The organism is Bradyrhizobium sp. LA6.8, assembly GCF_040547935.1.
In the GTDB taxonomy this organism is placed as follows: Bacteria; Pseudomonadota; Alphaproteobacteria; order Rhizobiales; family Xanthobacteraceae; genus Bradyrhizobium; species Bradyrhizobium barranii.
In genome coordinates, this window is the sequence record NZ_JBEPQQ010000003.1 from 36,338 (window position 1) to 55,451 (window position 19,114).

Annotated in this window: 22 protein-coding genes and 2 pseudogenes; 11 read left to right on the forward strand and 13 right to left on the reverse strand. The window is 60.5% G+C overall.

From position 1 onward, the window contains the following. Positions 1-11 precede the first annotated feature (11 nt). Positions 12-242: a hypothetical protein gene (locus ABIA90_RS13755; RefSeq protein WP_354075498.1), complete on the reverse strand. Its 231-nt coding sequence runs from the start codon at positions 240-242 to the stop codon at positions 12-14. Positions 243-903: 661 nt separating this feature from the next. Between ABIA90_RS13755 and ABIA90_RS13760 the strand changes: the two genes are divergently transcribed. From ABIA90_RS13760 to ABIA90_RS13780, 5 genes are all read left to right on the forward strand, one after another. Beyond that, a complete protein-coding gene (locus ABIA90_RS13760; RefSeq protein ID WP_158332887.1) occupies positions 904-1,161 on the forward strand; it encodes a hypothetical protein in 258 nt (85 codons plus the stop codon). Next, the gene (locus tag ABIA90_RS13765; protein ID WP_354118340.1) at positions 1,139-2,113 is read left to right on the forward strand and encodes an AAA family ATPase; all 975 of its coding nucleotides are present in this window, start codon (positions 1,139-1,141) and stop codon (positions 2,111-2,113) included. Before ABIA90_RS13760 ends, ABIA90_RS13765 begins: the two co-directional genes overlap by 23 nt. A gap of 135 nt (positions 2,114-2,248) precedes the next feature. Continuing rightward, entirely contained in the window at positions 2,249-3,085 is an 837-nt protein-coding gene (locus ABIA90_RS13770) for a bifunctional DNA primase/polymerase (protein ID WP_354118339.1), read from the forward strand. Positions 3,086-3,681: 596 nt separating this feature from the next. After that, positions 3,682-3,834 carry a hypothetical protein gene (locus ABIA90_RS13775; protein WP_354118338.1) on the forward strand — a complete coding sequence of 51 codons (153 nt, stop codon included), beginning with the start codon at positions 3,682-3,684 and terminating at the stop codon, positions 3,832-3,834. A gap of 1,351 nt (positions 3,835-5,185) precedes the next feature. Further along, entirely contained in the window at positions 5,186-7,549 is a 2,364-nt protein-coding gene (locus ABIA90_RS13780) for a hybrid sensor histidine kinase/response regulator (RefSeq protein ID WP_354118337.1), read from the forward strand. 498 nt (positions 7,550-8,047) lie between these two features. On the opposite strand, the gene ABIA90_RS13785 is transcribed toward ABIA90_RS13780, so the two are convergent. The 3 genes and pseudogenes from ABIA90_RS13785 to ABIA90_RS13795 form a co-directional block, all read right to left on the reverse strand. Next, a complete protein-coding gene (locus ABIA90_RS13785; RefSeq protein WP_354122453.1) occupies positions 8,048-8,362 on the reverse strand; it encodes a transporter substrate-binding protein in 315 nt (104 codons plus the stop codon). Next, positions 8,304-8,429: pseudogene (locus ABIA90_RS13790) on the reverse strand (transporter substrate-binding protein); the annotation flags it as partial. The gene ABIA90_RS13785 and the pseudogene ABIA90_RS13790, both read right to left, overlap by 59 nt. Before the next feature lie 159 nt (positions 8,430-8,588). After that, positions 8,589-8,777: a hypothetical protein gene (locus ABIA90_RS13795; protein WP_247302600.1), complete on the reverse strand. Its 189-nt coding sequence runs from the start codon at positions 8,775-8,777 to the stop codon at positions 8,589-8,591. A 309-nt stretch (positions 8,778-9,086) separates the two neighbouring features. On the opposite strand from ABIA90_RS13795, the gene ABIA90_RS13800 reads away from it, so the two are divergent. Beyond that, the gene (locus ABIA90_RS13800; protein ID WP_354118336.1) at positions 9,087-10,220 is read left to right on the forward strand and encodes a sensor histidine kinase; all 1,134 of its coding nucleotides are present in this window, start codon (positions 9,087-9,089) and stop codon (positions 10,218-10,220) included. 312 nt (positions 10,221-10,532) lie between these two features. Here ABIA90_RS13800 and ABIA90_RS13805 read toward each other — a convergent pair whose 3' ends face one another. Further along, complete coding sequence (locus ABIA90_RS13805; protein WP_084795104.1) at positions 10,533-10,775, reverse strand: septal ring lytic transglycosylase RlpA family protein; 243 nt, start codon at positions 10,773-10,775, stop codon at positions 10,533-10,535. A 176-nt stretch (positions 10,776-10,951) separates the two neighbouring features. Here ABIA90_RS13805 and ABIA90_RS13810 point away from each other — a divergent pair, with 176 nt between their 5' ends. Continuing rightward, on the forward strand, positions 10,952-11,176 hold the full coding sequence (locus ABIA90_RS13810) for a hypothetical protein (RefSeq protein WP_063982871.1): 225 nt from the start codon (positions 10,952-10,954) through the stop codon (positions 11,174-11,176). A gap of 6 nt (positions 11,177-11,182) precedes the next feature. On the opposite strand, the gene ABIA90_RS13815 is transcribed toward ABIA90_RS13810, so the two are convergent. From ABIA90_RS13815 to ABIA90_RS13845, 7 genes are all read right to left on the reverse strand, one after another. Beyond that, complete coding sequence (locus ABIA90_RS13815) at positions 11,183-11,464, reverse strand: hypothetical protein (protein ID WP_354118335.1); 282 nt, start codon at positions 11,462-11,464, stop codon at positions 11,183-11,185. Positions 11,465-11,530: 66 nt separating this feature from the next. After that, positions 11,531-12,034, reverse strand: coding sequence for a YciE/YciF ferroxidase family protein (locus ABIA90_RS13820; RefSeq protein ID WP_038936050.1), 504 nt, complete (start codon positions 12,032-12,034; stop codon positions 11,531-11,533). Positions 12,035-12,397: 363 nt separating this feature from the next. After that, the gene (locus ABIA90_RS13825) at positions 12,398-13,036 is read right to left on the reverse strand and encodes a cysteine hydrolase family protein (RefSeq protein WP_354118334.1); all 639 of its coding nucleotides are present in this window, start codon (positions 13,034-13,036) and stop codon (positions 12,398-12,400) included. 70 nt (positions 13,037-13,106) lie between these two features. Further along, entirely contained in the window at positions 13,107-13,673 is a 567-nt protein-coding gene (locus tag ABIA90_RS13830) for an MOSC domain-containing protein (RefSeq protein ID WP_354118333.1), read from the reverse strand. Next, complete coding sequence (locus ABIA90_RS13835) at positions 13,670-14,818, reverse strand: YihY/virulence factor BrkB family protein (RefSeq protein ID WP_304494832.1); 1,149 nt, start codon at positions 14,816-14,818, stop codon at positions 13,670-13,672. Before ABIA90_RS13835 ends, ABIA90_RS13830 begins: the two co-directional genes overlap by 4 nt. A gap of 78 nt (positions 14,819-14,896) precedes the next feature. Beyond that, complete coding sequence (locus ABIA90_RS13840; RefSeq protein WP_071911109.1) at positions 14,897-15,301, reverse strand: VOC family protein; 405 nt, start codon at positions 15,299-15,301, stop codon at positions 14,897-14,899. 79 nt (positions 15,302-15,380) lie between these two features. Continuing rightward, positions 15,381-16,298, reverse strand: coding sequence for a sensor histidine kinase (locus ABIA90_RS13845; protein WP_354118332.1), 918 nt, complete (start codon positions 16,296-16,298; stop codon positions 15,381-15,383). A gap of 298 nt (positions 16,299-16,596) precedes the next feature. Here ABIA90_RS13845 and ABIA90_RS13850 point away from each other — a divergent pair, with 298 nt between their 5' ends. Genes ABIA90_RS13850 through ABIA90_RS13860 form a run of 3 tightly spaced genes read left to right on the forward strand, consistent with a single transcriptional unit; the run spans position 16,597 to position 17,977 of the window. After that, the gene (locus ABIA90_RS13850; protein WP_354118331.1) at positions 16,597-17,160 is read left to right on the forward strand and encodes a phosphatase PAP2 family protein; all 564 of its coding nucleotides are present in this window, start codon (positions 16,597-16,599) and stop codon (positions 17,158-17,160) included. Continuing rightward, positions 17,157-17,504 (forward strand): DUF3147 family protein, encoded by a 348-nt coding sequence (locus ABIA90_RS13855; RefSeq protein WP_354118330.1) that lies wholly within the window; start codon positions 17,157-17,159, stop codon positions 17,502-17,504. Before ABIA90_RS13850 ends, ABIA90_RS13855 begins: the two co-directional genes overlap by 4 nt. A gap of 2 nt (positions 17,505-17,506) precedes the next feature. Then, a complete protein-coding gene (locus ABIA90_RS13860; protein WP_038937345.1) occupies positions 17,507-17,977 on the forward strand; it encodes a hypothetical protein in 471 nt (156 codons plus the stop codon). 20 nt (positions 17,978-17,997) lie between these two features. On the opposite strand, the gene ABIA90_RS13865 is transcribed toward ABIA90_RS13860, so the two are convergent. After that, positions 17,998-18,513: a YciE/YciF ferroxidase family protein gene (locus ABIA90_RS13865; protein WP_063982878.1), complete on the reverse strand. Its 516-nt coding sequence runs from the start codon at positions 18,511-18,513 to the stop codon at positions 17,998-18,000. Positions 18,514-18,613: 100 nt separating this feature from the next. On the opposite strand from ABIA90_RS13865, the pseudogene ABIA90_RS13870 reads away from it, so the two are divergent. After that, a pseudogene (locus ABIA90_RS13870) lies at positions 18,614-18,797 on the forward strand (hypothetical protein). Positions 18,798-19,114: the final 317 nt, after the last annotated feature.

The window sequence follows — 19,114 nt, forward strand, 5'->3', positions numbered from 1 at the left end:
CTGCGCCTGACTCAATCGATCGCCAGGCAGTGCTCCAAGTGTGGCTCCGAGTCCGCCTTCTGGCGGCTTGGACGCGCCCAGGCCTGAATAGCGAAGGCGAGTTGATGCTGACTGGCCGCCGCGTCCGCAATGGAAGCCCGCGCCGTCTCGATGCGCCGTGTGATCACGCTGGAGTTCACGACGCCAGCGTCGATTGCCAAATACGACATCGCGATCACGGCAACCGCAGATGCGATAGCCATTCTCGTCCACTCGGTTGGCAGCATCGAATTCCCTATCGGGCGCACGTCGCCCGGCGCATAGATAGGGTTCGTCTGCCCGGTTCAAAGACCGGGGCGAGGGTACCCACGTATTCGTGAAGTAATGAGGATTGGTAACTGTGCGTCCGTCACGTCGATCAAGCGGCACCGAAATTCCGGCAGCGCGAATCGAAATCGTCCACGGGATCGACGAGAACAGCGAGGCTCTTGAAGACGTCTCCGGTGAGCGGGCGGCCGATACCGCAAGTCGGCTCCATCGGCCTCGTCAATCCAGTGATGAATGGCGATCCCAGCAGGACTGATTGAATCCAATTATCTCAAGAGCTTGGCGATAGGGTTAGGCAATTTTCCTACCATTGTTTCCCATAGAGAAATTTGGCGATTGCCTAACCTCGGCCGGCGGTCTCGTCCCGGCGATCTTTTTTAGGGCGGCCCTTAGTGTCCGCCCGGTAAACTCGCACTAGCAATCAGTAACTTCAACTTCGGAGGTTGACGTGATGCAGGTTCAGACCTCGACCACAAAGAGCAAGCCGCAGCAGCAATCTCCGAGGCCAAAGCCTCAATGGGATGTCAGGTTTGAGCCGCATCCGGTTCTAGGAGCACCGTTCATGGTGCCAGTCGTTTTCTAACAGGGGAAACAGAATTGCATATTTTTAACATGAAGCCCGCGCCTCCGGGCGTGGGCCGAACTGTGGCGCATTTCGATCTGCAATTGACAGACGACGTTCGCCTATTCGGCTTCAAGTTGGTGACCGGAAGCGGCGGACAATACGTTGTCCATGCTGCCAACATTCACGGCATTAAGGCCGCGACATTCACCCGAGAACTTCACCAGCAAATTACTCGCGCCGCAGCGCAGGCCTGGAGCAAGATTAGTAATGACGAACGCGACGCAGCCTAAGGCCGCTAACGACAATCGCCGCACTGAGTACAACGCGGAAGACCTCTTACAGACGGAATTCCCTCCGCTCAAATGGGCTGTTAAGCGCTACATCCCCGAGGGGCTCATCGTTTTGGCCGGCCGCCCCAAGCTCGGCAAAACATGGCTCGCGTACAACACCGCCATCGCAATCGCCACGGGCGGCAAGGTTCTTGGCGTCGACTGCGAGCAGGGTGACGTCCTGCAGTATTCGCTTGAAGATAACTTCCGCAGAGCCAAATCGCGAATTATCACGCTACTCCCGCCCAAACTTGGAGTGCCGCGGCCGAGCCTTGACCGTCTGACGATTCGCACAGCCGCGCCTACAATGGACCGTGGGTTCATGAAGGAAGTTACGGAGTGGCACAGCCGCGCGAAGAATCCTCGTCTCCTGATTATCGACACGCACGCGAAGATAAAAGAGCAGCGCAGGGGCAACCAAGACCCGTATCTGTCAGACTACTCGGCGATAGTGCCGCTTCAGGAGTTTTCGGGCGAGCACGGTTTAACGACCATCCTCGTCACCCACTTAAGAAAAATGGAATCGACGTCGGGCGACCCCATCGAGCAGGTGTCCGGTACGTCAGGCATTACCGGTGCAGCCGACATGATTATGGTCCTCGACCGTAACCAGAGCGGCGCGAAGCTGTACGGACGCGGACGCGACGCGGAAGAGTATGAAGTCGCCATGCAGTTTGATGACGGTCTCTGGACGGTTCTTGGCGACGCTTCTGACGTAGCTCAATCGGAGAATAAGAGGAGGATCCTTGCGGCTCTACGCTGTGCGGACGCGTCGATGTCGCCGAGCGATATCGCGAAGGAGGCGGGCATTAAATCCGGCACGGTAAGCACCACCCTCGCTCGGATGGCAGAAGAGGGGCTTGTGCAGAAGTACGGTTTCGGTGTGTGGCGCGCCATCAAGATAGCTGCCTGACGGCCCCCCTACAGACCCTGTAGTTTTTGTCAGAGTGTCAGAGTTCCAACTCTTACAAACTCACAAGAACTACAGGGGGGGTGGGTTCTATTGCACGACACGCAATCCCGACATCCTGAAGGAAGCCCCTAGCGCATGCTAACCCTCGCCCTCCAGCTTGCCACGGCAGGCACGCCTGTCTTCCCCTGTCGGCCCGAGAACAAGCGGCCGTACACTTCGAATGGCTTCAAGTCCGCGTCTGTTTTCCCGCACGTGCTCCGCAGGTGGTGGTCCGACTGGCCTGATGCTCTCGTCGGCATGCCAACCGGCGAGCGCACCAACGTCTGGGTGCTGGACATGGACTCGTATAAGGGCGCGACCGAGGCCGACCTGCCGCACGCCCTGCCGCCGACGCGCACTGTCAGGACGCGGAGCGGCGGGCGCCACTTCTATTTCCACCATGCCGGTCTGGGTAACTCACCGGGCCGCTTGCCGGCGGCCTGGGATGTTCGTGGAACTGGTGGCTATTGTTTGGTTGCTGGCAATCCGGGCTATACGCTGGAAGTCGACATGCCGCCTGCCGACGCGCCTGAATGGCTGGTGACGCTTATCCGACCCCGCCCATATGTGCCGCGCCCGAGCCAGCCTTATCAGCCGCAAAGCCATGACCGCTACGTTGACGCCGCTGTGCGCGCAGAGCTTGCCGCGCTAGCCGGCGCCGCACCCGGTACGCGCGGCACGCTGCTGAATCGCACGGCCTTCACGCTAGGCACATTCGTCGGCGCCGGTGCTCTAGACCGTGGCGAGGCTGAACATGGACTATTTGATGCCGCGCACGGCTGCGGGTTGATTGCGCTGGACGGCGAGCGAGCGGTGCGGGCAACCATCCGGCGTGGTCTGGACGCAGGCACCAGACAGCCGCGCGCACTGCCGGAGCGGGACAACACGCCGCTGGTGGACGTGAGCAAGTTGCTGCGGAAGCGGAGGGCATAGCTGCCGAGGGAGGGGAGGGGCGCCAGCACACTCTAGAGTATTCGGCCCTAGCGGCCGGTCGCACAATCGCGCGCTAAATCCCGCAGGTTTTCAGATTATTTTCCCCCTGTGTGCAGCCGCAAGGCCACACCAAAAGCCCGACAAGGGCCAGACCGTCACGTTACGAGATAATCCATGCATCGCACCCCAATCGAGTCCCGCCTTGCTCGCGCCGGCAGGCGCTCTGATTTGCGGCTCCTGCAAGACTACGCCGCGCCGCATGCGCCGTCGGATGCCGGCGAACGGCAATGAGGTTGGCAGTACTCAGGTTGACCGGATCGTGGAGATCCGGCCGCCGCCAGACGAGGTTGTACGGATAGCCGCAAAGGACGTTATGTTAGCCCGTGCGCGGCGGCACGGCGCAACCTCAAGGTTGAAGGCGGGCCCATCCAGAAATGGAAGGGCTCAGACAACCGTTGGCACGACGCTGCGGAGTTGTTTCGACAGGTCAAGGGCGCCCGCCGCAAGACCGATGAGGAGCGGGAGGCGGACAATCAGCGGCACCTCGCCATTCGCGGTAGCGGTGGGTTGCCGCCCAGCTTGGTGAGCACTTCGCAATGCTGGAAGCGAGCTTGGACGGCCGGACCGCACGCCAGATAGCCGATACGAAAGGCTGGGGCTTGGGCAAGGCCGGTGAGCGCAAGGGCGTCGCGGCACAGGACAATGCGCTGGAGGCGTTGACGGCACTGGAGACAAAGCTCGCGGCCTAGCAATGAAACCATGGTCTAGCCTCATTTGAGACTGGAATCGCCAACCAATATCTCCCGCGCGCTAGGGCGCGGGGAGGCGGCGAGACGTGGCGAACGGGCGGCGACGTAATGTCTATGCTGCGCAGATCTTGGTCGACGGTAGTCCTGTGCGGTGCAAGGTCCGCCACCTCACGGATTCCTCTGCAATAGTCCAGATCGATAACGCGCCCTTCGTGCCTGCAGCCTTCGGCCTGCGCGTTCCAAGTGCTGGTTTGGATATTGATTGCTCGGTTGTATGGCGTGATGAGCGCCGTCTCGCCGTGAAGTTTCTGAACTGACTGCCTATGTCTTTGTAGACGCGCGTCCCTCGACCCTATCTGGGAACGTATACAAGTGTAGGGATGCTGATCCCGACGTGGCAGCGCGCCGCAGGGTTGAGGGGGCATGTGCCGTCGACAAATCTCGCTTAGCATCTGAGGCGCATGGACCGGGGAGGGGTGGGTCAGATCCTTCCAACCTTCGCCACTAACCACCGGCCGCCCCGGAAAATTCGCGCATCCACAATTCAGAATATGGGGTATCTTAGGTTGTACTGCATATTAACGCGCGAGCTGCGCGCAAATGTGCCGAGATCAGCGCTCGGTATTCGAATAATAGTTCCTTCATGAGGCCGCTAGCAATCGATCCGATCGGCTCGGAGCGGTCTCCGATCGATCTCCGCGGAGGACATCGGCGCGTTGCTTGGCGGTGTCGCGAGGAGACGTTAGCGGCCGCTGGCGGCCCGATCCGCAGCCGCCTGAATCCGGATATTTTCGTAGAGACGGAGGACGCTCTCGTCGCCCATCAGAGCCGAGGGGAATGGGCCGCTGCGGATCGCGCCAACGTTCGTCCTCGAACTAATCTCGGAGCAGAACGTCGGGTTGCGGGTATCGAGCGGACTCGGGGGCTGGCTGCATGAGACACGTGGCCGCGGACGAGACTGCTGGCGACAGCGACGCAGATCCGCAAATTCCCCGAGGGACAAGGCGTAAGGCCGCCTCAGTTGGCGACCTCTATCATCATTGCCACCACGTCAGTGAATAGGTTTGCTCGGTGTGTTTGCGTCGCTGTTGTCGCTGGTCGAGAAGGTGATGCCTGAGCCCCGCCAATGTCGCGCACCGATATGCTCAAATTCGCAGCCAGCTATCCGGCGTTCGTCAAACTCGCACCAATCCGCCTTTGGTTGCGAGCTAATGAGCCACGCCTTACACGCCGTGTGACCGTGGACAAAGGCCAGAAGTCAGCTGCATGACCGAAGGCCAGATGGAACTCAACCGTCTTAGTATTGTTTTACCTCAACCCTCCAGCAGTCGGCGGGCTGGATAGGACCCGAATGGAAAAATCAGACCGCTTCGATGCTGCACAATCCAGCGAGGGGCGTTATCGGCTACTTGTTGAGGCGATCACCGACTACGCGATCTATATGCTGGATCGCGACGGGCATGTCACCAGCTGGAACCCGGGGGCGAAGCGCTTTAAGGGCTATGAGGCCGAGGAGATCATAGGGCACCACTTCTCGACATTCTATACGGAGACCGAGCGGGAGCAGAAAGTGCCTGCGTTGGCGCTGGAGGAGGCGGAGCGAACCGGACGCTTCGAGCGAGAGGGTTGGCGGGTGCGCAAGGACGGCACGCAGTTCTGGGCCCATGTCATCATTGACGCGATCCGCTCGCCTAAGGGCGAGCTTGTAGGTTTCGCCAAGATCACTCGGGATCTGACCGAGCGAAGGGCTGCCGAGGCCAAATTACGCGAAAGCGAGCAGCAGTTCCGGCTAATGGTCCAAAGTGTGACGGACTACGCCATCTACATGCTGGACGTGGAAGGCAACGTGGCGAGTTGGAACGCTGGAGCCCAGCGCATCAAGGGGTACGCTCCCGAAGAGATCATCGGTCGCCACTTCTCCAATTTCTATACGGAAGAGGATCGCGCCGCGGGCCTCCCGCGAACAGGCCTGCAGACCGCATCCCGCGAAGGACGCTGGGAGCATGAAGGTCAAAGGGTACGAAAGGACGGCACTCGCTTTTGGGCGCATGTCGTGATCGACGCGATTCGAGACGACGACGGGAAGCTCGTAGGATTCGCCAAAGTGACCCGGGACATTACAGAACGGCGTGAGGCGGAAGCCGCGCTCCAGGCGGCGCAAGCAACGTTGATCCGGTCCCAGAAGCTGGAAGCGATCGGCCAACTTACTGGCGGCGTTGCCCACGACTTCAACAACTTGCTGCAGGTCATCAGCGGAAATCTGCAACTGCTTAGGAAAGATATCGCTGGTAATGCCCGGGCCGAGATGCGGGTCCAAAACGCCCTCGGAGGTGTGGCCCGAGGTTCTAAACTTGCCTCTCAACTGCTTGCCTTTGCACGGCGACAGCCGCTGGAGCCAAGGGTAGTGAACGCGGGCCGTCTCATCAAGAACATGGATGAGATGCTTCGTCGCGCCCTCGGTGGGGAGATCGAAGTCGAGACGGTCGTCGCAGGTGGGCTGTGGAATAGCCTCATCGACCCGGATCAACTGGAAAATGCGGTCCTGAATCTTGCGATCAACGCCCGCGACGCGATGAACGGCGAAGGCCGGCTGACGATTGAAGCAAGTAATGCCTTCCTCGACGACGAATATGTCCGCCAGCATGACGAGTTGTCTGCGGGACAATACGTGATGATCGCGGTGACCGATACAGGCACCGGAATTCCGCCGGATATCCTGGAACGGGTCTATGAGCCATTCTTCACAACCAAGGCGGAGGACAAGGGTACGGGCCTGGGCCTCGCCATGGTTTACGGCTTTCTCAAGCAGTCCGGCGGACACGTGAAAATCTACAGCGAGGTAGGGGCCGGGACCACGGTGAAGCTGTACTTCCCGCGAGAGATGGCATCCGAAGATACTCTGGTGGGGGCTCCGACCGGCGAGGTTCAAGGCGGAGTGGAAACTGTCCTCGTGGTTGAGGATGACGATGAGGTTCGCGAGGTCGCGGTCTCGATGCTTACCGAGCTCGGCTACCGCGTGGTCAAGGCGCGAGATGCAGCGAGCGCACTCGTCGTTGTCGACAGCGGCATTCCAATAGACCTTATCTTCACCGACGTCATGATGCCTGGCAGCCTGCGTAGCCCGGACTTCGCAAGAAAAGCCAAGGAGCGTTTGCCAAACGTCGCCGTACTTTTCACATCCGGCTATACTCAGAACGCCATCGTGCACGGCGGGCGGCTCGATCCCGGGGTGGAACTCCTGGCCAAACCTTACACGCGCGAGGCGCTCGCGCGGAAAATCAGGCATGTGCTTGCCAACCATGCTCAAAGGCGCGTCGCTCAGGGATCGCAACACTCGGCCAACGAAAAGTCTTTCAAGGACGCGACCGTGTTGCTCGTCGAAGACGACGACCTCATCCGCCTGACGACAACAGAGATGCTAAACGATCTTGGATGCAACGTAAAAGAGGCCAGCACGGCTCAAGAGGCCTTGAAGATCCTGGATGAGCACCCCGTGGACATCTTACTTACTGATGTCGGACTCCTAGGAGTTTCCGGTCTAGAGCTCGCAAGGAATGTCTATGCGCGCCGGCCCGATCTTTGCCTAGTTCTCGCGACAGGTGACAGCGGATTGAAATCTGAAGCCGCGCGATTGGGCGCAATACTCGTCGTGAAGCCTTACACTCCGAAGTCTCTTCGTCAGGGTTTGGAACAGGCGATGAACAAGCGTCGCTGAATAGATAGGTCTCACTGGGTGAAGCAACTTAACCCCATGCGCTTTCAACATTGACCGCTATACGATATTCAAAGTCCACGCTGATGCTGGCTGGGTAACGCCGAATGTGAGGTTAACGCTGCGCCGAATTACAGAAAGGCCGGCGCAACGTCCGATTTGGCACACAGCCGACCTTTTTGGGAAAGCCCGCGACGATTAGTTTTGACCCCAGGCGGACTACATCTCATCTGAAGACCAAGAACGTGGCACTGGTCAGCGCACTAACTGTGGCGTGAGATTTTGACGCAACTAGCGATGTAAGAATCACCAGTCCTTGAATGAAGGCTCAGCACATCCACCGCAAACCCAGAGAAATGTCCAATCGGCGGTGCGTCTCGCGCTCTCCGGAAGATATCGGCTCCACACGGATGCCTTGATCGGGCTGGCGGACTGCCAAACGACTCGAAGGTACCCGTCGCCGCCGGCTTCGAGAGATGATGATTGGTATTCATCACCAGCTCAAAACCACTTGGCGCCCCTTACGCGTTGTCCGTACATGGCTTGCCGGACCGCCTCGACATCGACCGTGCCGGCTTGGCTGACCGCCTGAGCCCGCATCCTGAAGCCGATGTAAGTCGCCTCCTTTTGATCGTTGGTGGTCGTGTCCCGTTGTTCGTTGAACTCCGTCCACATTCTGATGAACGCGTCGTTTCGACCGACTTGACAGACTGGAAGTATTCCGTGCCGCCAGGTGCCCGGCGAGTTTGCCGAGGTCGACACTGCGCAACTCATGTTCGCTGACGGAGAGGGCCATGAACTGGATCTGACGGGCATCTACCTGTTGCTTTATCAATACGGCGTACATATGAGCGTTGGAATCCCCAGCGACCGTCGATATCATTGCGGTCTTTGGTCCAGCTGTGCCTAAAGCCTACCTCGCGCATTGGCTTCCCTGCGGCCGTTAGCGAATTACGGACATCGCGGGCTATGATTATACGCCCTATCGCCACTCCGGCCCAAGTTCCTAAATCTTACGTTTGACTGGTCGACACGCCGATTGCTAACGAGCGGTTCTTTTCTCCGGGTCATCCCGGCGCTGCGCCATCTCTGTGTTTCGGTCGAGCTGCGCACGCTCGCTGCGGCGCAACCTTCCCGTCTTCATAACGCCATACAGAATTGTGCCACCCAAGATGAAGGCGCCGATAAACATCATCCAGAGCGCCGTCACTGAGGTATCGCCGAGTAGCATTCCGACGCCACTATTTCCCATTTTCGCTCTCGCTGTTTGTCTCAAGAACCAAACCCGCATCGGAGCGGAGGTTCCTGTGGAGCTCGCAGCAAGCCTTCCGACTCGAAATCCCATCTCTTTTTGCAGCCCCCAAAGGTACGTTGGCGATCGGCAAGCCGTTTTCGGTCGACCAGTTGAGGGCTAAATTGCGGATCGCGGCTCCTTTAGCGACCAAGCCAGCTTGTACGGTCTCGGCGCTTAGGCACAATTCATGAGGCCCGATGTTAGAAACGAATGGAGGACCACCCGACCGAACACACTGAGGGCGATGTGCTGGACAAACTCCGGCGCCACATCCGCATTTTGGTCGATATCGGTCGTCTTTCGGTTGAAGACCCCGGAGCAGAACGCTTCTTGGACCAAGCCGTGCTGCAAATTGCCCGCGCCGTGGAAATCCACCATGTTAAGGTGCTTCAATATCGTCCAGACACGTCCGATCTTCTGTTGATTGTGGGAGTCGGCTGGAAGGATGGTGCCGTCCGCACCGCCACGCTGTCGGCCGACCTCCGCTCGCCGCCTGGCCGCGCCTTCCAAACGGCCGAGCCTGTCAGCATCAGAGATTTCGCCGATCAGAACGAATTTGTTCGTTCCGAGTTCTTGGCGGAGCATGGCATTGTGGCTGTCAGCAACGTCCCGATCCTCATCGGCGGCGCCGCATGGGGCGTGCTGGAGGTGGACAGTACAAAGCCGAGAGACTTCTCGCAGGATACGACCGAGTTTCTGACCGCCGCCGCCGCGCTGATAGGTGCTGTGCTCCGTCGCGGTGCGCATCCGGACGAACATGCAAGCCTTATGGCTGCGGTCGCGGAAGCTAAAAAGGGGCAGATCTTGCTTCGAGAGATGCAACATCGGGTCAAGAACAATTTTCAGCTCGTCCTGTCCTCGATTTCCATCCAGAAGCGCCGCTATCTTGATCCAGAATCACACCGCGCTCTGGACCACGTGGCCAGCCGCATCAACGCCATCTCGCTCGCACATGATCAGCTTGCCCCTCGCCAAGAAGGGCAGATCGTCAGACTTTCCCATTACATCCGGGCTCTTTGCAGCGCGATCCGGAATCAGGTGGATGAGGTTGAAGTAGACGTCGAGTGTGATGAACTCGAGTTGGCGATCGACCGCGCCCTCCCGGTTGGCCTCATTTTAAATGAGACTGCGATGAACAGCATCAAACATGCGTTCGGTGCAGAGGGAGGCAGGATCAGCGTAAGTTTAGTGGGAGGCGTCGGCTACGGCGAGGCCCGATTGACAGTGACCGACAACGGTCGCGGCATTCAACATCCTAACGAAAACGGGTCGGGCCTTAAGCTGATTACCTCTCTGGCGAGACAAATTGGCGGTACCGTCGACCAGACCAGCAGCGACGCGGGTACAACAACAACGCTTACATTCCCTTTGATATCGTAAAGTGGGACCTGCTGAGGCAGGCACGGGATAGGCGGCGCCTCGGCTAGTCGGCCGAGGGTACACCTGCGGACCACAAGCCCACATCGTCGCTGAGGTGGGGTAGTCGGGTTGTGACCCGTCAGCGAAGTAGCGTCGCACCTCGTTGAGGTCCGCTCAGTGAGGCACGGCGGACTAGATTTGCTCAGGTTGAGTTCTTCGCATCTTGAACCGAAGCGGACCACAGTGCCGACGCGGGTGAAGCGGTAAAAGCAAGGCCCGGCCTGAAATCACAGGCCCCGTGTCTGCGTGTTTTCGCTGGGCAATGGACGTCTGTTACAACACCTCAGCACGAACCTGGGCGACGCCACGGTTGGTAAACCCCAAGCTACGCGCGGCGGCGAGCGAGAGGTCGATGACGCGACTGCGAATCCATGGTCCGCGATCAGTGATACGAACGACCACCGATTTGCTGCTCTTAGGGTCAGTAACGCGAACATGCGTGCCGAGCGGCAGATTGCGATGAGCTGCAGTTAGCGAATCCCGATCGAACGTTGTGCCGCTCGCTGCAGCTTTCATCGACGACGCCGCAATCGCGAGGTCGAAAAGCCCTGTGACGTCTGAAAAACCTTAAGTTTGCGAGGCATTCAGGTCCAATAATCCGCGATGCAGCTTGGTTCCCGATCTTGGAAGGTCAGTTCCGAAATTGGAACGTCCGGGTCTGGAGTTCGTTTAGCCGGGATAGGAGAAGCGCCATGATCCTCGAAAGCTTCGATCGCCGCACACTTGCAAGCATGGAAGCCGTTCTCGAACAGCTCTGCCAAGGCAGGCCGGACGGCGTCAATCATGAACTGAGATCTTTCATCGCGGACAGCCTTGTCCAGTGCGCAAGGAAGGGGCAGACAACGCTCGGCGCCTTGACCGAAGCAGGAGAAGCCGCGCTGGCACGCTGGGCAATCTCGGACAGGAAACAGGCATGAGCCAAGCTAGCGGATCGCGCGGTCCTCAGCCTGGGACGCGGCGGCTTCCTTACCGGCGCGAGGTAGCCAGCGCCATACGCCCAGCACGTTGATCAAGAGAAGCGCAGCGTTTTGGATGATGAGCGAGCTCTTCGGCTCAATTATCCCGTCGGCGATCCAGGCGATCGATGAGGCAATAAAGAGAGCGAACCCGCAGACGGTAATGCGCGCATTCCAGTTCGCCGCCACCATGGCGGCGGCGATAATCGTTATGGCGGCTGCCACCATCCTCAATACTTCAAGGCTCATGCTTTGCTGCTCAAAAAGAGGGCCGCCTTCCGGGGCGGCCCTCTTACGTTTCATGTTGCTAACGGGTTAAGCGGCTTTCCGGTTCACGCTGCGCAGCGCCATCGTATTGAGCTTCTCGTCCGTCGCCTTCTCCTCATCGAGGTTCTGCTGCAGGACTGAGGCGCAGTCATCGCGGCCAAGCATCTTGGCCCATGCAATCAGGGTGCCGTACCTCGTGATTTCATAGTGCTCGACGGCCTGGGCCGCCGCGATCAGCGCCGCATCCAGCACCTGCTTGTCATCGATATCGCCCGCGACCTCGCTGGCTTCCTTGAGGATGCCATCGATCGCAGGGCAATCCACGCCCTTCGCCTGGGCGCCGTGCATTTCGAAAACCTTCTCAAGCCGGGTGATCTGGCCCTTGGTTTCGGAGAGATGCGTCTGAAAGCCGTTCTTGAGGCTGGGATCGCTCGCTTTCTCGATCATGTCCGGAAGGTTCTTCGCGATCTGCTGCTCGGCGTAATAGATATCTTGCAGCGTATGCACGAAGAGGTCGTTCAGCGTCTTTATGTCCTTGGTAAAAAAGCCCATGACGTCCTCCTGTTTTTCTGCTCTGCAAACACCCGGTAAGGGAGAGCGTTCCTAATCTTACAGCGGGATGATTTCCTGGGCGCGAATGACGATCTCTTCCTGCGAAAGCTCGCGTTCCAGCCGCTCTGGCAGGGTGCGCCAGAACTCGGGAGCGAGCTTTGCCACGAGACTTCGATGACCGCGATATTGTCCCGCTCGGTCTCGTGGCCGCTGCGCCATAGGCCCTGGCCGGGCACCCGGACAAAGCTGGTGGCGCCGCCGAATTTGCCGGTCATTTCTTCCAGGAATTCCTCGAACCAGCTTTGCGAAACCGGCTCTCCGTCTCCTCGCTCTTTCGGCAGGAGAACCTGCACGAGGTAGGCTTTACTCATGATACGAGCTTGCCCTGGCGCTGCCCGGCCAGCTGCCGAGAAGCGTTTCGGTCGTGACGCACTCCACCTGCTGCCCGAAGCGGTTCAAGTAGATATTCATCATGGAGTCGTGCGTTTCGTCAGCCGAGCTGCACAGGGCGTCGGTGACAAGAATGACGCGGTAACCCCAGTCGACGGCGCCGAGCACGGTCGCCAGCACGCAGACATCGGTCTCGCCGCCGGTGATGATGATCGTATCGACATGAGCCGCGCGAAGCTGCTCGTGGAAATCGCTCCCTGTCCAGGGCGAGTAAACGTGCTTGTCGAAGATGCGTGCGGGCGGAACGAACTGCGCGAGATCCTGGACCAGACCGATCATCTCCGGGCCAAGCTCGTCGATGGTCATCGAACTCCAGCGCTCGTAGTAGTGGCGCCACATTCCCGCACCATGGCCGGGACTCTGCGCCGGAATGAAGCGGGTGAAGATGGTCCGCTCGGGATGGGCTGAGGTGATCGCGACGACGTTCGGCAGAACCCGCGGGAGCCACGGCATCGTCCAATCCGTGCCTTGCGCGAACATCCTCTGCATATCGACGCAGATATGAACCGCGTTCCGCGGTGCGCTGTGGCGCAGCTGATTTCCCTTAGACATTGACCATCCCTTAAAAAAGCAAGCTCCAACCCAGGTTGAGAGAACTTGGTTCCTCCGGCTTGCGACTGCGCTACAACGCGGGAAGCCGTTTTTGATGTCCATCGGGCAGCATGACCCGCGCATGATCGCCGGCGGCTACCTGTCCGCCAGCCCGCACGACGCCCAGGACGCCGCATTTGAATGCTGGACCAGTTTTTGCTGACGACACGACTTGCTTTTTCAGCCCGGTCCTGAAGCGGTCGATTAGCACGCAGGGCGTCCGCAGGCCGGTCAGCTCAACGATAGCCGTAGGTCCGAGTTCGATGCGCGTCCCGAGCGGCAAGTTTTCCAGGTCCAGGCCCACCGTGGTGATGTTTTCGCCGAGTTGTCCGGGTCCTATGTCGTAACCTGCCTCCCGGATGGTCGCAAAGAGCTCGCTGGGGATGAGGTGCACTTGACGTAGGTTGGGCAGGCGAGGGTGGCGGCGAGCAAGATATCTGTGCCGTACAAACTCGCCGGCGTGGGCGTCGCCTTCGATCCCCACGCCATCTACGAGCAGAATGTGGTCTCGCAGCGGCTTGCTGAAACGGTGCCCGCGATCGGCAGCGACTGCGGCGACTATGCCTTCGACGGAAGCACGCGATACGACCTTACTCAAGATCGCGCCGCTCCCACGGTGTCCGCCATCTTGGCGCCTCTGACGCCGAGCGGCTTGGGTCGACCGGTGGTGGTGTCGCGGGCGGTCTGGTGCTCCATCTCGGCGTTAAGTTCTGCTCCGAGCAGGATCACGATGGCCGAAATCCAGAGCCAGGTCATGAAGCCGATGACCGCGCCCAAGGATCCGTAAGTCTGGTTGAAGCTGCCGAAACTCGCGGCGTAGAAGGAGAAAAGCCCGGACGCGGCGAGCCAGAGCAGCGTGGCGGCCGCACTGCCCCAAGTGATCCAGGTCCATCGCGGGGCCTTCCGGCTGGGTCCGAACCGGTAGATGCAGGAGATGGCGAGCGCGAGCGCCACGAAGAGTACCGGCCAGCGGCCGATCCGGATCAGGAGATCGGTGGCGTTCGATAGACCGACGTACTGCAGCACGACCGGAACGACGACGACCCCGCCGAGGGCAGCGAGGACGAAGACGATCGCACCAATCGTGAATCCTAGCGACATCGCGTTCAGCCTGAAGAAGCCGCGCTTTTCCTGCTCGCCGTAAACGATGTTCAAGGTGTCGAACAGCGACTTCATGGCGGCATTCGCGCTCCAGAGCGAGATCACCAGGCCGATCGCGAACGTGAATCCGAGGGTCCGCTCGCCTTTTGTCGCAACGCGCGTCAGTTGCTCACGCGCCACGTCGATGGCCCCGCCGGGTATGAAGCCGGCGACGTCGTCGAGGTGTTTGGCGATAACGTTGGGGTCGGCAAAAAGGCCGTAGATGGCGACGAGCGCCGCGATCGCGGGGAAGATCGCGAGCAGGCTGTAGTAGGTCATACCAGCGGCGAGGGCGAGGATGCGGTGGTCGCCGATGTTGCCGTAGACGCGCCAGAGGATGTCCTTCCACCCCCTGGCCGGGATCTCGGCCGGAGAGGTGGCTTGGCGTCCGTGGTCTCCGTTCTCGGTCGCAAGGCGCGAAGGCGAGGTGTCCCGCTCTGCCCCGCGATGTTCGGGGAGCGCGTCATCGCCCTCAGGCGGGCTGGCTTGGTCGGGTGGGATCATACGGTCCCACAGGAACGCGACGGCCATGAGGCCGAGCGCCGCTGCGAGACTCAAGCTGGTTCCATCCGTGCGTGCAGCTGTCTTTTCGATTTCGGCCATGAACGTTCTCCCGCACTTCCAATCATGGCCGGGAAAGAGCGTTCCTGTCCGGTGTCCGCGAGCGCCGCCTAGCTCAGGTTATTCGCGCGGCGGGAGGCCGAAGCTCTCCCTGGCCGTATAGGTCACCGCTTCGATCTTGTTACCGTCCGGATCACGCACGAACGCGCCGTAATAATTTGCGTTGTATTTCTCGCGGATGTCCGGGGCGCCTTCGTCGGTACCCCCTTGAGCCATCGCGGTCTGATGAAAGCGCCGCACGGTCTCCCGGTCGGGGGCCTGAAAGGCGACATGGACGCCGTTGCCCGGCGCCGCCGGGCGGCCGTCGACTGGAGCTACGATGCTGAACACGATGTCGGATGCACCGTAATCCAGTGACGTGGCGGAGATCTTGATCAGCCGTAAGCCGACCAGCGACATCAGCGGATCGTAAAACGCTCTTGCTCGCTGGATGTCGTTACTCCCAAGGGATACATGATGGATCATTGAGCCGGCCCTTTTTGAGTAGTTGTCAATCGCGAGCGTGTGGCGCGGGTAAGCTTCGGCTGCGATAGTCGTTAGAAGGTCAGCTCTCCGCGGGAAGAAGGGGCATGGTGAACGTAAATCGGGTCTCGTCCGTCGTCGAACTCACGGTTAGCGCGCCGCCATGGGCCTTGGCGATCTGTGAGGCGATGTAGAGGCCATGCCCAAGGCCCTGACGGCTCGCATGGTTGCCCCGAAAAAAGGGCTCGAACAGCTTCTCCATCGCCGCCGCCTCGGGGATGGGCTGGCCGACATTGGATACCCATAGTTCGAAGGACTCACCTCGCGTCTCTCCGTGAACGAACACCGGTTTGCTCGAAGCTCCGTGTGTCAGTGCGTTTCCGACAAGGTTCGAGAGCAGCTGTCCCAGGCGCGAACGGTCGCAATTCACCGGGCGGTCGATTTTGAAATCGGCATGGATGACGCGGCCGGGCGAGGCCAGTCTCAGTTCGTCAACGACCCCTACGAGCACCGGCTCAAGCGGTTTCCCCTGGTCGCGATTCAGACCGATGCCGCCGCCCAGCCGGCCGCGGGCGAGATCGAGCACATCGTCGATCAGCCCCGCCATCCGCATGACCGTGGTCTGCATCATCGCGATGACCTGATGTTCTTTCTCGGTCTGGGCCGTTCTGTCGAGAATGCGGGCGCCGGCGCTGATGGATGCGAGCGGGTTGCGCAGATCGTGGCCGAGCACCGCGATGAACTGCTCGCGCAGCTCATGTGCTTCGTGCTCACGCTGCAGCCTCTCCTCTGCAATTTGGCCTGCGGCCTTCGCAAGTTCGCGCGTTCCGAGGAGCTCCTGGTCGTAGCGGCGGCGGTCGGTCGCTCTGATGAGCGCCAGGCTGATGGAGAGGGGTTTGTCTTGCGCGTCTCGCCGTTCCTTCGCGTTGGCGATCATCTGCCGCGGTTGCCCGTTGGCCTTGATCACGTCGATAGCAAACTCCTCGAACGAGCCTTGCATCCGCAGAAGCGGCGCGATGTGCGTCTCTTAGTAGATGCGCCCTGCCATCGTGGGGAAGTCGCTGAAGCGCTTTCCGACCATCTCGTCGGCGGTGTGGCCGCTCCAGCCACGGAAGGTCCCATTCACGTATTCGATCCGCCCGCCGGGCTTAGTGTCAACGTGGACTTCCGCGCACTGCGTTTCACCGAGCCTCCAATCCCTTTGACAACAACGGGTTGCGCCGCCGGTTCCATTTTTAAATTAGAACCAAGGACCCGCTTGGGAGTTGTGGAATCCCGAATCCAAACCGAGCGGACAGATGGCCTTTGTCAACGTGAAACCGACAGATGCCGACGTGCGGATCGCGCGGGCGGTAGCGCGGCATACCAACCATCTTACGGAGACGGTCTCCCGCGGATTGACCTGGGGCGCCGACGAAAAGATCCTGCTGGCCTTGGCCGCGGCGGGTTGGGTGGTTACGCGCACGCGAAGGGAGTCGGTGCGTCGCGCCGGCGACCATGCCCTGCTTGTGGCGGCAACCGCGTCGGTTCTGCCGCATCTAATGAAGTCCGTCTTCGACCAAACCCGTCCGGACCGGGAGACCGTGCTGGGGCACCTCAACGGAGTTTCATTCTCCGGCAAACGCAAGGATGCCTTTCCGTCCGGGCACGCGCTGCATATGGGCGCGCTCGCCTCCGCTGCCGGCCCGTTGCCTGCGGGGCTGCGCCGCGCGATCCGCGCGCTGGCGGTCGGCCTCTGCGTCACGCGCATCGTCGTGCTGGCGCACTGGGCGAGTGACGTCGTCGCGGGCTTCGCGCTCGGTGCGGTTCTCGAGCGAATGCTTCGCCCGTTGACCGGCTATCCGGCCAAGGAGCCGAGATGAGCGAGTACATCATCCGTTTCCTGATCGGAGGCGCCGTCGTGTCGGCGTTCTCCATGCTGGGCGACGTGCTGAAGCCCAAGAGCTTCGCCGGTCTGTTCGGGGCGGCGCCATCCGTGGCGCTGGCGACCCTCGGCATAGCGATCTACCAGCACGGGGCCGGCTACGCCGGCTCGCAAAGCAAGGCCATGATGGCCGGCGCGGCCGCGCTCATGGTCTACAGCGTCTTCGTCTGCCAGCTTCTGATGCGCACTCGGATGCGGGCCTTGCCTGCGTCCCTACTGTCGATCGTCGTCTGGTTGACCGCGGCCTTCGGTCTCTGGGCGCTTTCGGGAGGACATGCGTGACGATCCCGATCAAGGTCTCGCTCTCGTCGCTGCACGAAGGCCGCTGGTACGAATACCTTGTCCGATTCGCGCTGGGCGGTGCTGCGACCGTGTTCACGGGCCTCGTCAGCAGCCGCTGCGGAGCTTCGGTCGGCGGCCTTTTCCTCGCGCTGCCGGCGATCTTCTGCGCGAGCGCGACCCTGATCGAGTCGCACGAAATCCGGCGCAAGAAGGAGGCGGGGCTCGAAGGAAGGCGACGAGGGCAAGAGGCCGCAGCGCTGGACGCCGCCGGTGCCGCACTGGGCGCGTTCGGCATGCTGGCGTTCGCCGCTGTGTTCTGGGTCCTTGTCGAATGGAGCGTTGCGGGCACTTTTATCGGCGCATCGCTGTCATGGCTGGCTGTCGCTGTGGCGGCCTGGTTCGTGCGGCGCCGATTCCGCCTCGTGCGCTCGGCTCGACGGAAAAGCGGCTCCGCGATGTCGCGGAGCCGCTGAGTGTGACAGAGGATTTCCGGTTACGCGGCGTCAGAGGCCTTGGCATTCACGCCCTTGCGGAGCGCCACCGTGTTGAGCTTGGTGTTCGCCGCTTTCTCCTCGTTGAGGTTCGTGGTCAGGAAGCGCACGATCTCGTCGTGGCCAAGTTCTTCGGCCCAGGCGATCAGCGTGCCGTAGCGGCACATTTCGTAGTGCTCAACGGCTTGGGCGTTGGCGACGATGGCGGCGTCCAACACGGCCTTGTCCTCGATCTCGCCGGCGGTCTCGTCGGCTTCCTTGATGATGCCGTCGATGGCCGGGCACTGCGCACCACTGGGTTCCTTGCCTAGCTTCTCGAAGACCTTCTGAAGCCGCTCGATCTGCTTGTTGGTCTCTTCGAGATGGTTCTTGAGGCCCGTGACCAAATCGCGGTTAGTGGCCTTGTCGATCATCTTCGGCAGCGCCTTCGTGATCTGTTGCTCGGCGTAGTAGATGTCCTGCAGACCGTGGACCAGCAGGTCGTCCATCGTTTTGATGTCCTTAGTGAAGAAGCCCATAATTCGATCTCTCCTCTCGCAATGATGGCAATGGAACGCGGGAGGTCTTCCGCTGTTCCACTAAGACGCCGATGAAGACAAGACCGGTAGCTTCGCCGTCCTGCTGGGACGGGCGGCCATAGACGTATGGGGCGACATGCCCGGGATATTCAGAAAGCCCTGTTCGAAACCGCGATGAAGGATAGGGAATCCGAGCGCGAAGAACTCGCGCACCTGCTGCACGATCGTCATCCCGCACGTTGCATCCGGTCAACCCTTCCCAGAAACACGCCGGCGCGCGGTAGATTTATGATGTCGCTGCGGATAGCGTACATGGGGGCGAAGATGGCTGGAAACACGATCACGACCACCGGTATCGCAGTTCCGGGTGATGCTCGCGGCAGCGTTTGGCGATCTGCCATCCGTCGATCTTCCCGGGTAACCTGATGTCTGTGATGAGCACCTCCGCGACCCGCCGCTTGCAACAGACAAGCGCCTCGTCGCCATCGGCTGGAACACGTAAAGGCCTCCTCGCGCAGCGCGTCGACAACGAATTCACGGATGAGAGGATCATCTTCCACGACGAGTACGCGCCGAGGTAATGGGCAGCCCGCACGCCGGC

What these genes read in the sequence shown, in the direction of transcription:
- ABIA90_RS13855 (WP_354118330.1), top strand. Translation starts at nt 17,157, where the DNA reads ATGAGCGAGTACATCATCCGTTTCCTGATCGGAGGCGCCGTCGTGTCG.
- ABIA90_RS13825 (WP_354118334.1), bottom strand. Translation starts at nt 13,036, where the DNA reads ATGTCTAAGGGAAATCAGCTGCGCCACAGCGCACCGCGGAACGCGGTT.
- ABIA90_RS13840 (WP_071911109.1), bottom strand. Translation starts at nt 15,301, where the DNA reads ATGATCCATCATGTATCCCTTGGGAGTAACGACATCCAGCGAGCAAGA.
- ABIA90_RS13815 (WP_354118335.1), bottom strand. Translation starts at nt 11,464, where the DNA reads ATGAGCCTTGAAGTATTGAGGATGGTGGCAGCCGCCATAACGATTATC.
- ABIA90_RS13850 (WP_354118331.1), top strand. Translation starts at nt 16,597, where the DNA reads ATGGCCTTTGTCAACGTGAAACCGACAGATGCCGACGTGCGGATCGCG.
- ABIA90_RS13845 (WP_354118332.1), bottom strand. Translation starts at nt 16,298, where the DNA reads ATGCAAGGCTCGTTCGAGGAGTTTGCTATCGACGTGATCAAGGCCAAC.
- ABIA90_RS13775 (WP_354118338.1), top strand. Translation starts at nt 3,682, where the DNA reads ATGCTGGAAGCGAGCTTGGACGGCCGGACCGCACGCCAGATAGCCGAT.
- ABIA90_RS13810 (WP_063982871.1), top strand. Translation starts at nt 10,952, where the DNA reads ATGATCCTCGAAAGCTTCGATCGCCGCACACTTGCAAGCATGGAAGCC.
- ABIA90_RS13780 (WP_354118337.1), top strand. Translation starts at nt 5,186, where the DNA reads ATGGAAAAATCAGACCGCTTCGATGCTGCACAATCCAGCGAGGGGCGT.
- ABIA90_RS13785 (WP_354122453.1), bottom strand. Translation starts at nt 8,362, where the DNA reads ATGCCCGTCAGATCCAGTTCATGGCCCTCTCCGTCAGCGAACATGAGT.
- ABIA90_RS13795 (WP_247302600.1), bottom strand. Translation starts at nt 8,777, where the DNA reads ATGCTACTCGGCGATACCTCAGTGACGGCGCTCTGGATGATGTTTATC.
- ABIA90_RS13770 (WP_354118339.1), top strand. Translation starts at nt 2,249, where the DNA reads ATGCTAACCCTCGCCCTCCAGCTTGCCACGGCAGGCACGCCTGTCTTC.
- ABIA90_RS13765 (WP_354118340.1), top strand. Translation starts at nt 1,139, where the DNA reads ATGACGAACGCGACGCAGCCTAAGGCCGCTAACGACAATCGCCGCACT.
- ABIA90_RS13820 (WP_038936050.1), bottom strand. Translation starts at nt 12,034, where the DNA reads ATGGGCTTTTTTACCAAGGACATAAAGACGCTGAACGACCTCTTCGTG.
- ABIA90_RS13835 (WP_304494832.1), bottom strand. Translation starts at nt 14,818, where the DNA reads ATGGCCGAAATCGAAAAGACAGCTGCACGCACGGATGGAACCAGCTTG.
- ABIA90_RS13805 (WP_084795104.1), bottom strand. Translation starts at nt 10,775, where the DNA reads ATGAAAGCTGCAGCGAGCGGCACAACGTTCGATCGGGATTCGCTAACT.
- ABIA90_RS13755 (WP_354075498.1), bottom strand. Translation starts at nt 242, where the DNA reads ATGGCTATCGCATCTGCGGTTGCCGTGATCGCGATGTCGTATTTGGCA.
- ABIA90_RS13865 (WP_063982878.1), bottom strand. Translation starts at nt 18,513, where the DNA reads ATGGGCTTCTTCACTAAGGACATCAAAACGATGGACGACCTGCTGGTC.